Source organism: Mycobacterium ostraviense (assembly GCF_002705925.1).
GTDB lineage: Bacteria > Actinomycetota > Actinomycetes > Mycobacteriales > Mycobacteriaceae > Mycobacterium > Mycobacterium ostraviense.
The window spans coordinates 5,520,786-5,533,434 of record NZ_NKRE01000001.1 but is presented as its reverse complement, the minus strand read 5'-3'; the positions used below and the strand labels follow the sequence as shown (position 1 = coordinate 5,533,434).

Genomic DNA, 12,649 nt, shown 5'->3' with positions numbered 1-12,649 from the left:
ATAACCACACGCACCGGCTCACGAACCCCACCGCCCACCGCCGGCGGGTCACCCCAACCTACGCTTACCGGCTTGTGGTCACCTCTATTTTCGTGTCAGACAGGCGTCGATCAGCCTCCCCTGGGCAAGCCCTCGCCGGTTCACCGGGTCGGCCGGCAAGGTGGTCTCGCTCGACGACCGTCACCAGCCGTCAGCGTCCGCATAGACACGAGGGTGCCCAGCCGACAGGGATCCAATCGTGATTGCCGGGGCCGTACCGTGGACGGGTGGTCAGGTCTCGCGACACCGACGCATGCCCGGGCGCGCTGCAGGTGCACCAGGCCGCCGACGGCGCGCTGGTGCGGGTGCGGCTGCCCGGCGGCGTGCTCACCGCCGCACAGTTGGCGACGCTGGCGCGGGTCGCCACCGGCTTCGGCTCGGCGACGCTGGAGCTGACTTCGCGCGGCAACGTGCAGTTGCGCGGCGTCACCGATGTGGCAACGGTCGCCGAGGCGATCGCCAAGGCGGACCTGTTGCCGTCGCCGACGCATGAGCGGGTCCGCAATATCGTGGCGTCACCGTTGTCGGGACGAGTGGGCGGAAACACCGACATCCGGGGCTGGGTCGACGAGCTGGACGCCGCGATTTGCGCCGAACCCCGGCTCGCTGATTTGGGCGGCCGGTTCTGGTTCAGCCTCGACGACGGCCGCGCCGACGTCTCCGGTCTGGCTGCCGACGTCGGCGTCCACGTATTCGACGACGGGTGCGTGCTCACCTTGGCGGGCCGGGACACCGGAATCCCGGTCAGCGATATCACCGCGACACTAGTCCGGGTCGCGCTGCGGTTCATTGAGATCCGCGGAAAGCATTGGCGGATAACCGAATTAGCTGACTTCGGTGACCTGCTGCCCGGAGCGCAACCCGGTGCTGCTTTTCCGCCCGTCGCCACGCCGCCGGTGGGCTGGATACCCCAGGACGACGGCCGCGTCACGTTGGGCGCCGCCGTTCCGCTGGGGGTCTTGCCCGCTCGCGTCGCCGACTACGTCGCCGCGATCGAGGCCCCGCTGGTCATCACGCCGTGGCGGTCCTTGCTGATATGCGATCTCGACGAAGCCGTCGCCGACGCCGCGCTACGGGTGCTGGCGCCACTGGGCCTGGTGTTCGATGAGACCTCGCCCTGGCTACGGGTCAGCGCCTGCACCGGCCGCCCCGGCTGTGCGCACTCGGTCGCCGACGTCCGGGCCGACGCGGCTGATGCGCTGGACGCGGACACCGCCGTGCACCGCCACTTCGTCGGCTGCGAACGGGCTTGCGGCAGCCCGTTGTCCGGTGAGGTGCTGGTCGCCACTGGAGCCGGATACCGCGCGCTGCGAAACAACGACGTCTTAGGGTGAGCGGGTGCTCGACTACATTCGCGATGCGGCCGAAATCTACCGTCGGTCGTTTGCGACCATCCGCGCCGAAGCCGACCTGACGCGATTCCCCGACGACGTGGCACAAGTGGTGGTCCGGCTGATCCATACCTGCGGGCAGGTCGACGTCGCCGAGCACGTGGCCTACACCGGCGACGTCGTCAGCCGGGTCCGCAGCGCCCTGCGGGATGGCGCGCCGGTGCTGTGCGATTCGTCGATGGTGGCCGCCGGGATCACCATCGCGCGGCTGCCGGCGAACAACCAGGTCGTGTCGCTGGTTGCGGAGCCGCGGGCGACCGAGCTGGCCGCGCGCCGGCAGACCACCCGCTCGGCGGCCGGTCTGGAACTGTGGGCCGACCGGCTGGCCGGCGCCGTCATGGCGATCGGCAACGCGCCAACTGCGCTGTTCCGGTTGCTCGAATTGGTCGACGACGGGGTCGCGGCGCCGGCGGCGGTGCTGGGCGGGCCGGTCGGCTTCGTCGGCTCGGCACAGTCCAAACAAGAGCTCATCGAGCGACCGCGGGGCATGTCGTATCTGGTGGTGCAGGGCCGCCGTGGCGGCAGCGCCATGGCCGCCGCGGCCGTCAACGCGATAGCCACCGAGAGCGAATGACGCGCCGCGGCACGCTCTGGGGCGTCGGCCTGGGGCCCGGCGACCCGGAGTTGGTGACGGTCAAGGCCGCCCGGGTGATCGGCGAGGCCGATGTGGTGGCGTATCACAGCGCCCGGCATGGCCGCAGCATCGCCCGCGGCATCGCCGAGCCGTATCTGCGGCTCGGGCAGATCGAGGAGCACCTGGTGTATCCGGTGACCACCGAGACGACCCGACATCCCGGCGGTTATGCCGGCGCGCTGGCGGATTTCTACGTGCAGGCCACCGAGCGCATTGCCGCGCATCTGGACGCCGGACGCAATGTGGCGCTGCTCGCCGAGGGCGACCCGTTGTTCTACAGCTCGTACATGCATTTGCACACCCGGCTGACGCAGCGGTTCAACGCGGTGATCGTGCCGGGAGTGACCTCGGTGAGCGCCGCCTCGGCGGCCATAGCGACGCCGCTGGTGGCCGGCGACGAGGTGCTGTCGGTGCTGCCCGGCACGTTGCCGGTTGCCGAACTGACCCGCCGGCTCGCCGATGCCGACGCTGCCGTCGTACTCAAACTTGGCCGTTCGTATCACAATGTGCGCGAAGCACTTTCGGCAACCGGCCATCTTGACGACGCCGTTTACGTGGAGCGGGCCAGCACCGCCGGGCAACGGGTGTTGCCGGCCGCCGACGTCGACGGTGCCAGCGTGCCGTACTTCTCGTTGGCCATGCTTCCGGGGGGTCGACGGCGCGCATCGGTCGTCGGCTCCGTCGCGGTGGTGGGCCTGGGCCCCGGCAGCGTGGACTGGATGACGTCGCAGAGCCGGCGCGAGCTGGCATGCGCGACCGATCTGATCGGCTACCACACCTACCTGGACCGCGTTCCGGTGCGAGACGGGCAGCGGCGCCATCCCAGCGACAACACCGACGAGCCCGCCCGCGCCCGGCTGGCCTGCTCACTGGCCGAGCAAGGGCATGCGGTGGCGGTGGTGTCGTCGGGTGATCCCGGTGTATTCGCCATGGCCACGGCCGTTCTGGAAGAGGCCAAGCAGTGGCCGGATGTGCAGATCCGGGTGATCCCGGCGATGACGGCCGCCCAGGCGGTGGCCAGCCGGGTTGGCGCCCCGCTGGGGCATGACTATGCGGTGATCTCGTTGTCCGACCGGCTCAAGCCGTGGGAGGTGATCGCCGCACGCGTTGCGACCGCGGCCGCCGCCGACCTGGTGCTGGCCGTCTACAACCCCGCTTCCAAGGCGCGCACCTGGCAGGTCGGCGCGATGCGGGACCTGCTGCTCGAGCATCGCGAGCCGGGTACGCCGGTGGTGATCGGCCGCGACGTGTCGGGCCCTGATGAAGACGTTCGGGTGGTGCGGCTGGCCGACCTGAACCCCGACGACATCGACATGCGTTGCCTGCTGATCGTCGGGTCCTCCCAAACCCAGTGGTACTCAGCGGATTTCGGTGACCGCGTGTTCACACCGCGTCGGTACCCGACCTGAAGCCCGTTACCACTTGTCACACAAGTCACAGCAGCCCCGGGCGGGGAGGATGTGGGGGGTTTTCAAATGCGCTATCGCATGCGATAGCGCTTTCAGGGATGGCCAGCAGGTCGTTGCTGGACCGAACACGGCCCCGACCTGGCCGACGATCCGCGAGTTTGAGCGGCACTATCGGCGATGGTGCGCGCGTTGATCGCCGTCACCGAGATTTCGCCGAACGTGTTCTGACGGTGAGAATTTGGCCGATTTTTGGTCGCCATGTCACGCTCGGCGCAGCAGTTTGCCGCCGTCACCGGTCCGCTACGCCTGCCACCCCGGGCTACGCGGGAGGGTGACCAGCACTAACCAACGGTTTGGGAGACGGCGCATCCGCGGGCTCGCCCAACAGCAGGGAACGAACCAGCCGGCGCGGCCCGAACGGCCGAAGCATGTAGCTGGCCGGGCGCGTCCGCACCCGTTGCGGCCACCAGAACCAGCGCCCGAGCAGCGCGGCGATCGACGGCGTCATCAGCGAGCGCACCACCAGGGTGTCGAACAGCAGACCCAGGCCGATGGTGCTGCCGGCCTGGCCGATGGAGCGCAGGTCACTGGCGACCATGGACATCATGGTGAAGGCGAACACCAGGCCGGCCGCGGTGACGACGCCACCGGTTTCGCCCATCGAGCGGATGATGCCGGTCCGTAGCCCGGCGCCGATTTCCTCTTGAAAACGTGAGACGAGCAGCAGGTTGTAGTCGGATCCGACGGCCAACAGAATGATCAGCCCGAACACCGGCGCGATCCAGTTCAGCTCCAGGCCGAAGATGTGTTGCCAGACCAGCACGGACAGCCCGAAGGCGGCGCCCAGTGAGATCAGCACCGTGCCGACGATCACCAGCGAGGCGACCAGCGCCCGGGTGATGATCACCATGACCACGAATATCAGTGTCAGAGCGGCGATTCCGACGATCATGAGGTCGTACTGAGAGCCGGTCTGGATATCGTTGTAGACCGCTGCCGTGCCGGTGAGGTAGAACTTGGCGTTGGTCAGCGGTGTGCCTTTCACGGCTTCGTGGGCAGCGTTGAGTTCCGGCTTGACGGCGGCGATCCCTTTGGGAGTCGCCGGGTCCGCGTCGTGGGTGATGATGAAGCGCGCGGCCTTACCATCCGGCGACAGGAAGAGTTTCAGGCCGCGCTGGAAGTCGGGATTGTCAAACGCCTCCGGCGGCAGATAGAAGTAGTCGTCGGCCTTCGAGGAGTCGAAAGCCTGGCCCATCGCGCTTGCGGTGTCGGTCATCCGCGACATTTGCGTGACCAATCCGGAGAAGCTGCTGTGCAAGGTCAGCAGGGTTGCCTGCATGGATTTTGCGACGGCGATGATGGGCGGGAACTCGGCGAGCAGTTGCGGTAGTAATGCGTCGACATTGTTCATGTCTTTGAGCAGTGTTTGCAGGTTCTCGCTGAACTTGTCCACGCCGTCGATCGCCTCGAATACCGACTTCGCCGCCCAGCACACGGAAATGTTGAAACAGTGCTGCTCCCAATATAAATAGCCGCGGAGCGGCCGCGCGAAATCGTCGAAGTCCGCCAGATGGTCCCTCATCTCGTCCAGCGTGGCCTTCATGTCGTTCATGTCACCGACCATGCGATGAGTCGTGCTGCTCAGCTGCCCCAGCAAGCCGTACATGCGTTCCATCGAGCCGACCATGGCACCGAGGTCGTCGCTCATCTTGAGCATGTCGGCCATCCGGTCCCTCATGAATCGCAGATTCTCTTGGATCGGAATGGCTTGCATGCTGATCTGAAACGGGATCGAAGTGTGTTCGATCGGGCTTCCCAGCGGCCTGGTAATGCTTTGTATTCTCTCGATGCCCGGGGTACGGAAGATGTTCTTGGCGATCCGGTCCAGGATGATCATGTCGCTCGAATTCCGCATGTCGTGGTCAGTCTCGACCATGAGAATGTCGGGGTTCATTCTGGAGGGGCTGAAATGCCGCTCTGCCGCGGCGTATCCGATGTTCGACGGCAAATGCGGAGGTATGTAGAAGCGATCGTTGTAGCTGATCTTCATCCCCGGCACGACGAGCATGCCCACCAGCGCGATCAGCAGCGAGGCCACGAAGATCGGCCCGGGCCAGCGGACGGTAGCGGTGCCGATCCGGCGCCAGCCGCGGACCTTAATCATCCGTTTGGGATCGAGCAGACCGAACCGGCTGGCCACCACGACCACCGCCGGCGCCACCGTCAGCGCACCCGCGATGACGATGAGCAATCCCAGGGCGGAAGGAATGCCCAGCGCCTTGAAATAGGCCAGCCGCGCAAAATGCAGGCAGAAACTTGCCCCGGCAATCGTCAGCCCCGAGCCCAAGATGACGTGATAGGTACCGCGGAACATCGTGTAATAGGCCGTTTCCCGATCTTCACCGGCCTGACGTGCTTCCTGATAACGTCCGATGAGGAATATCGCGTAATCCGTTCCCGCCGCAATAGCCAGCGACGACAACATGGCGACGACAAACGTCGAAAAGCCCAATAGGTCGTTGTAGCCGAGAATCGCGATGACTCCCCTGGCCGTCAGCATCTCGAGGAAGACCATAAAGAGCACGAGCAGCACGGTGCTGACGGAGCGATAGACAATCGCGAGCATGATCATGATGACCACGCCCGTCACGCCCATCATTTTGAACATGCTCTTATCGGCGGCCTCGGTCATGTCCGTGGTGAGCGCTGCCGGACCGGTGACATAGGCCTTGATTCCTGCGGGCGGTTTCGAATCGTCGACGATCTTGCGAACGGCGTCGACGGACTCGTTGCCCAAGGTGCTGCCCTGGTCGCCGGCGGTATTGATCTGCGCATACGCTGCTTTGCCGTCGCCGCTTTGAGCACCGGCGGCGGTGACGGGGTCTCCCCACAAATCCTGCAGGTGCTGCACGTGTTTGCGATCGGCCTGCAGCTTTTTCACCAGGCCGTCGTAATAGCGATGGGCTTCTTCGCCGAGTGGTTTATCGCTTTCCAGGACGAGCATCACGATGCTGTCGGAATCGAATTCCTGGAATTTCTTGCCCATGTGTTTGGCGGCGATCATCGCCGGCGCATCTTGCGGCGACATCGTCACCGCGTGTGATCTCGCGACGAATTCGATCCAGGGCACGAGAACGTTCACCGCGATCGTCAGCAGCAGCCAAGCGACAATGATCGGGACGGCGAATGTGCGGACCGCCCGCATGAATCTCGGGCGGGTGTCGTCGTGGGCGTTCATGCGGCCTTCACCAGACAGAAGGCCTGCGCGTGGTGCCCGTTGGAAGATTGTTCGTCCTTGACGGCACCGTTCACGGTGATGCGACACCCGATACGGTCGCTGTCGCCTTGCACCACCACGTTGGCGATAACGGCCGGTAGCGTCGTCGTCATCGTGTACGTCCAGGGCAGGCTGGTGAAGTTCGCTTGCTCGGGCTGGGTCTCCTTGTTCAGGTAGCTCACACTTCCGGCAGTGCCGGCGGGCCCGAAAACCTCATAGGTCACCCGTTTGGTGTTGATCGACTCGATCACGCCAGAATTGCTGCCCGTCCAGGTAAAGATCGGATCGGAGCCGAAGACGCCACGGAGCCTGTCCACCGCTATGCCGCCGGCGGCAAGCGCGATGGCGACAACGAGCGGTATCCAACCTCGCTTGAGAAAGGTGAGCACTGAAGTTCCCCTCCGCTCATCGCCTTGCCGGTTGGTCCGGTTGGTACGTAGTCCATGCACCTCGCCGCCGTGTCGACTAGGGCCGTTCGGCCCGGGGACGGTGGTCGTAGGACACACGAACTGCGGTTGCACGACCACTATATACCATACCCCCTATGGTATTTTCGGCTCGCCGGTCGCAGCGCGCCGACCAGGACGCCGGTGCTGGTTACCTCGATCGCCGCCGGTTAAACCCGTATCATCTCTCGTCGAGGCGATGACGCGATCCGGGCAAACGTGTCAAAGCGATCTTCGGGCTATCCGGCTACGCGAGCAGCTGGGCGACACACCTGGCCGCATCCGCGACCAGCGCCTCGCTCGGTTCGGCGTCATACCCGCCGCCGGCACGGTCCGACAAGATCGCCACCACGTGCGGCACGCCGCTGGGCGACCACACCACTGCCACATCGTTGGCCCGGCCGTAGTCACCCGAACCGGTCTTGTCGATCACTTTCCAGTCGGCGGGAAACCCGGCCCGGATCCGTTTGGCGCCCGTGGTGTTGCGCGCCATCCAGTCGGTGAGCATCGCCCGCTTGTCGGCCGGCAACGCATCGCCGAGAACGAGCTGCTGATAGTCGAGCGCGATCGCGTGGGCAGTGGTGGTGTCTCGCTCGTCGCCGGGAGGGTCGCGGTTCAGCTCCGGCTCCTCCTGGTCCAAGCGGCTCACCGAGTCGCCCAGGCTGCGCAGGTAGCCGGTGAACGCCGTGGTTCCGCCGATGTCGGCCAACAACAGATTGGCGGCGGTGCCGTCGCTGTAGCGGATCGCCGCGTCACAGAGCTCACCGATGCTCATCCCGGTCGCGACATGCTGCTGGGTGATCGGCGAGGTCGAGCGGATGTCGGCGCAGGTGTAGGTGAGCACCTTGTCCAAGTGGCTCAGCGGGTACTGGTGCAGCACCGCGGCAACGAGCAGGCCCTTGAATGTCGAGCAGAAGGCGAACCGCTCGTCGGCGCGGTAGGCGATCGCCGCCGTCGTGCCGGATGCCGGCACGTATACGCCCAGCCGCGCCGCATACCGGTGTTCGAGTTCGGCAAACCGGCCCTGGACATCCGGTGCCGGTGCTGCCGCGGTCGAGGCGGGGTGATCACCGCCGCCGCCGCGGGCACAACCGGCGAGCGGAACGCACATGGCTAGTGCCAGCAGTAATTCACGACGGGATATCTCCGCCGAGCGTGGATGTGATGGGTTCATGTCGCGACAGAGTCTGTCACGGTCCCCGTCTCTTTGCGCCAAAGACAGCCATGCGCAACGATGCGAGGCATGCGCTGTGACGTTGCGCGTGAGGAGCTGTCGGCGCGACTGGACGGTGAGCGTCCGCGGGTGCTGGCCCAGCAGGTCGATGCCCACCTGGAATCGTGCCGTCGGTGCCGCGCCTGGCTCATCGACGCGGCCGCACAGACTCGCCGGTTCGCTGCCGTCAATGCCGGCACCGGACCGGATCTGGCCGACCGGATCATGGCCACCGCCGGCGTTGCGCCCCCTACGCGCTATCGCCGGTGGCCGCACGCGTTGGGTCCGGGGTACTGGAGGTGGTGTCTGATCGCGGTGGGCGTGTTCCAGATAGCGATGGCGGCTGCACAGATCGGCGGCATCGATTTCGGGATCATGTCGCACCACGGGCACGACGCGATGATGCACGGCGAGCACCTGCTGCACGAGTCCACCGCATGGCTGCTGGCTCTGGGACTGGCCATGATCGTTGCCGCCGTGTGGAGCAACGCGGCACTGGGCGTGGCCGCCATTGCGGGCGCGTACTCGTTGGCACTGATGGGTTACGTGGCCGTGGACGCCTGGCATGGTGAGGTGACCGCGGCACGGATCGCCAGCCACGTTCCCCTGCTTGCGGGCACGGTGTTCGCGTTACTGGTAGCGCGAGACCGTAGCGGGGCACCGACGTCACAGCCATCCGAACACGAACCTGCCGCACCTGTCCGGCCCGCGGCCCTGACACCCGGCCGGCGCCACGGCCATCTGCGGCCGATCAACCGTTCTACGACAGCCGGTCGTATGCACGGAGAGCCTTGCCGTTTAAGGCGGTCGCGACGAACTGACCGGTTAGCTCAGTCCGTCGACCCAGGCGGCGGCTTCCGCCACGGTGCTCACAGTCGTGACGCCGGCGGGCAGCGGCGGACGTGCCACCATCACCACCGGAATATCAAGGGCCGCAGCGGCATCCAGCTTGGCCCGGGTCATGGTGCCGCCGCTGTTCTTGGTGACCAGCGCGTCGATGTGGTGTTGTCTTAGGAGCCGGACTTCGTCGTCGTAGCGATATGGCCCGCGGGACAGCACCAGCTGGTGCCGACGCGGCAACACGGTGTCGTCAGGTGCGGTGACCGCGCGGATCAGAAACCACGCGGCACTGTCGGCGAAGGCCGCGACGCCCGAGCGGCCGGTGGTCAGAAAGATGCGTTGAAACTGTTGTCGGGCGACGGCTTCGGCGGCCTGCGTATCGGATGTAACGACGATCGCGTCGCCGGGGTCCCACGGCGGGCGGGCCAGCACCAGATAGGGCTTTTGCAGTTCGCCGCAGACCTGCGCGGCGTGCGCGGTGATGGTCGCGGCGAACGGGTGGGTGGCGTCGATGACGGCGTCGATTCGTTCATCGATCAGCCAGCGCCGCAGGCCCTCGACGCCGCCGAAGCCGCCGATGCGCACCGGGCCGACCGGCAGCGCGGGGTCGGGCACCCGCCCGGCCAGCGAGCTGACCATGTCAACGTCCGGGTGCAGCCTGCTGGCCAGAGCCCGTCCCTCGGCGGTGCCGCCGAGCAGCAGCAGTCGGGTCAATGCGCCTCCCGACGTGCGGCCGAATAAAGGTAGCTGTCGGTGAAGCCCTCGGCCGCCAGGACGTCGCCGACGATGATGACGGCGGTCTTGGTGATGCCCGCGTCGTGCATTTGTGCGGCGATACCGGCCAGCGTGCCGCGCAGCACCCTCTGCTGTGGCCAGCTCGCGAAAGCGACGACGGCGGTTGGCGTTTCGGGGCGGTAGCCGCCGGATAGCAACTGCGGGACGATGGCGTCGATCTGCGCGGCGGCCAGATGCAGGACCAGGGTGGCGCCGGACTTGGCCAGGGTGGCCAGGTCTTCGCCGGGTGGCATGGGTGTGGACAGGGTGGCGATTCGGCTCAGCGTCACCGTCTGGGCTACTCCGGGGACGGTGAGCTCGCGTTTGAGGACGGCGGCGGCCGCGGCGAAAGCCGGTACACCAGGAACGATTTCGTAGCCGATGTCCAGCGCGTCCAGCTGGCGGCACTGTTCGGCGAGCGCGCTGTACAGCGACGGGTCGCCCGAGTGCAGCCGGGCAACGTCATGGCCGGCGGTGTCGGCGTCGGCGAGTTCGGTGATGATCTGTTGCAGCGTCAGCGGTCCGGTGTCGACGATCTTCGCGTCCGGCGGGCAGTGCGCGAGTAGGTCTTTCGGCATGATGGAGCCCGCGTATAGACATACCGGGCATCGTTGGAGGAGGCGCTGACCCCTGACGGTGATCAGGTCCGCGGCACCCGGTCCGGCGCCGATGAAATAGACGGTCATCGCTTGGTCACCCTGGTCACCGTCCATTGCGTCACCGGGCGCTGCGGGAGCCACCCGGTGAAGCCACCCAGCGGCTCGCCGTGGTAGTGCTGGAAGCGTAGGAGCTCACCACCGAATTGCGAATATGCCTGTGCCAGTGCGGCTTCTGACTCTATTGTGACCGCGTTGGCGACCAGTCGCCCGTTTGTCGGCAGATGGGCCAGGCAGGCGTCGAGCAGACCGGGCTGGGTCAGGCCGCCGCCGATGAAGATCGTCGCCGGTGTTTCGGTGTGCTCGAACTGGTCGGGCGCCTGGGCGCGCACGTCGATGTCGACACCGAAGGCCGTGGCGTTCCGCTCGATGTTGCGGCGGCGCCGTTCGTCACGCTCGAAGGCCACTGCGGTGCAACCCGGAGCGCTGCGGCACCACTCGACCGCGATGCTGCCCGAGCCCGCGCCGACGTCCCACAGCCGCTGTCCCGGCCGGGGCGCCAGTGCGGCCAAGGTGACCGCCCGGATACCGTGTTTAGTGATCTGGCCGTCGTGGACGAACGCGTCGTCCGGCAGCGACGAAATACGCTCGTCGGGCAGGTAGCGGACGGCGATCACGTTGAGATCTTCGATGTCGCTTGGGGTTTCGGTGGCCCATTGGTTGGCGGTGCCGTGACGGAGGCGTTCGGCCGGCCCGCCGAGCTGTTCGAGGACGCTGAATTCCGATACGGCGCGGCCGGTTTCGTTGAGCAGCATGGCCAGCGACTTGGGGGTGGTTCGGTCCGTTGAGAGGACGATCGCCTGGCCGCCGCGGCGGATCGCGGTGTGCGGTGCGGCGGTGATCAGGCTGATCACCTCGGTGTCGTGGAGGTTCCAACCCATTCGGGCGCACGCCAAGCTCACCGCCGACACATGCGGCACCACGGTGACTTTTGCGGAGCCGAACAACCGGATCAGAGTGCCGCCGATGCCGTGCATCAGCGGGTCGCCGCTGGCGACGACGTGGATGTCGGGCCCGTGCGCCGGTAATTGTTTCAGTGCGGGCAGCATGGGCGACGGCCACTCACGTCTGGCGGTGGTTACCGTGTCGTCGAGCAGGTCGAGTTGCCGTTTGGAGCCGTAAATGACGGTAGCCCTTTGCAATTCGTGACGTGCCTGCTCCGAAAGACCCGACATGCCGTCGGCGCCGATACCGACCACGATGATCATCGCGGCATCCTGCGCCACACGAACTGCGGCAGCAGTCGCAGCCCGAAGAACATCGGCCGCAGCGCCCACGGGACCCAGACGGTGCGCCGGCCCTTGGCCAGGGCACGTGCGGTGGCCTCGGCCACTTGCGCCGGGGTGCTGGACAGCGGCGCGGGCGTCATGCCCTCCGTCATGCGTCCGATCACGAATCCCGGCCGCACGATCAGCAACCGCACTCCGGTGCCGTGCAGCGCGTCGGCCAAACCGCTGGCGAAGCCGTCCAAGCCGGCCTTGGCCGACCCGTAGACGTAATTGGCGCGGCGCACGCGTACCCCGGCCACCGAGGAGAACACCACCAGTGTTCCGGTGCCGGCGTTGCGCATGGCCGCGGCCAGATGAGTGAGCAGGCTGACCTGGGCGACGTAGTCGGTGTGCACGATGGTGATCGCATGCTCGGCGTCGGTTTCGGCCCGGGCCTGCTCCCCCAGGATGCCGAAGGCCAGCACCGCGGTGCCAATGGGTCCATAGTCGTTGGTGATCGCGGCGACCAGGGGGCCGTGGGCGGCAAGGTCGTCTGCGTCGAATTCGGTGGTGTGGACGGCTGTCGCCGCTGCCGCCTTGATCGCGGCCACTTGCTCGGTGAGCTGGTCGGCCCGGCGTGCGGCCAGTATTACGGTCGCCCCGGGGGCCAGGCGGCGCGCGAGTTCGGTGCCGATCTCGCTGCGGCCGCCGAAAATTACCACCGGAGCTGCGCCCGTGTCGTCCACGGCTGCGATTATCACC

Annotated in this window: 10 protein-coding genes and 1 pseudogene; 4 read left to right on the top strand and 7 right to left on the bottom strand. The window is 66.6% G+C overall.

Going from position 1 to position 12,649, the window contains the following annotated elements; genetic code table 11:
• Nucleotides 1-266: 266 nt before the first annotated feature.
• Genes cobG through CDN38_RS25670 form a run of 3 tightly spaced genes read left to right on the top strand, consistent with a single transcriptional unit; the run spans nt 267 to nt 3,473 of the window.
• On the top strand, nt 267-1,373 hold the full coding sequence (gene cobG / locus CDN38_RS25680; protein WP_075513443.1) for a precorrin-3B synthase: 1,107 nt from the start codon (nt 267-269) through the stop codon (nt 1,371-1,373).
• A 4-nt stretch (nt 1,374-1,377) separates the two neighbouring features.
• The gene (locus CDN38_RS25675) at nt 1,378-2,004 is read left to right on the top strand and encodes a precorrin-8X methylmutase (RefSeq protein WP_075513442.1); all 627 of its coding nucleotides are present in this window, start codon (nt 1,378-1,380) and stop codon (nt 2,002-2,004) included.
• On the top strand, nt 2,001-3,473 hold the full coding sequence (locus tag CDN38_RS25670) for a precorrin-2 C(20)-methyltransferase (protein ID WP_075513441.1): 1,473 nt from the start codon (nt 2,001-2,003) through the stop codon (nt 3,471-3,473). The genes CDN38_RS25675 and CDN38_RS25670 overlap by 4 nt, the downstream gene beginning before the upstream one ends.
• 319 nt (nt 3,474-3,792) lie before the next feature.
• On the opposite strand, the gene CDN38_RS25665 is transcribed toward CDN38_RS25670, so the two are convergent.
• The 3 genes from CDN38_RS25665 to bla all read right to left on the bottom strand — a co-directional run bounded on the left by CDN38_RS25665 (nt 3,793) and on the right by bla (nt 8,370).
• Entirely contained in the window at nt 3,793-6,711 is a 2,919-nt protein-coding gene (locus tag CDN38_RS25665) for an MMPL/RND family transporter (protein WP_075513440.1), read from the bottom strand.
• Nucleotides 6,708-7,139: an MmpS family transport accessory protein gene (locus CDN38_RS25660; protein ID WP_075513439.1), complete on the bottom strand. Its 432-nt coding sequence runs from the start codon at nt 7,137-7,139 to the stop codon at nt 6,708-6,710. Before CDN38_RS25660 ends, CDN38_RS25665 begins: the two co-directional genes overlap by 4 nt.
• Nucleotides 7,140-7,443: 304 nt before the next feature.
• Nucleotides 7,444-8,370: a class A beta-lactamase gene (gene bla / locus CDN38_RS25655; RefSeq protein WP_075513447.1), complete on the bottom strand. Its 927-nt coding sequence runs from the start codon at nt 8,368-8,370 to the stop codon at nt 7,444-7,446.
• A 60-nt stretch (nt 8,371-8,430) separates the two neighbouring features.
• Between bla and CDN38_RS31345 the strand changes: the two are divergent.
• Nucleotides 8,431-9,021: pseudogene (locus CDN38_RS31345) on the top strand (DUF2275 domain-containing protein); the annotation flags it as partial.
• A 213-nt stretch (nt 9,022-9,234) separates the two neighbouring features.
• Here CDN38_RS31345 and CDN38_RS25645 read toward each other — a convergent pair.
• From CDN38_RS25645 to CDN38_RS25630, 4 genes are read right to left on the bottom strand one after another with little or no spacing between them, the layout of a single operon-like run.
• Complete coding sequence (locus CDN38_RS25645) at nt 9,235-9,963, bottom strand: cobalt-precorrin-6A reductase (RefSeq protein WP_075513438.1); 729 nt, start codon at nt 9,961-9,963, stop codon at nt 9,235-9,237.
• Complete coding sequence (cobM, locus tag CDN38_RS25640) at nt 9,960-10,709, bottom strand: precorrin-4 C(11)-methyltransferase (protein WP_075513445.1); 750 nt, start codon at nt 10,707-10,709, stop codon at nt 9,960-9,962. Before cobM ends, CDN38_RS25645 begins: the two co-directional genes overlap by 4 nt.
• Nucleotides 10,706-11,887, bottom strand: a complete 1,182-nt coding sequence (locus CDN38_RS25635) for a bifunctional cobalt-precorrin-7 (C(5))-methyltransferase/cobalt-precorrin-6B (C(15))-methyltransferase (protein WP_075513446.1) — start codon at nt 11,885-11,887, stop codon at nt 10,706-10,708. The genes cobM and CDN38_RS25635 overlap by 4 nt, the downstream gene beginning before the upstream one ends.
• Nucleotides 11,884-12,633 carry an SDR family NAD(P)-dependent oxidoreductase gene (locus tag CDN38_RS25630; RefSeq protein ID WP_075513437.1) on the bottom strand — a complete coding sequence of 250 codons (750 nt, stop codon included), beginning with the start codon at nt 12,631-12,633 and terminating at the stop codon, nt 11,884-11,886. The genes CDN38_RS25635 and CDN38_RS25630 overlap by 4 nt, the downstream gene beginning before the upstream one ends.
• Between the last annotated feature and the right edge of the window lie 16 nt (nt 12,634-12,649).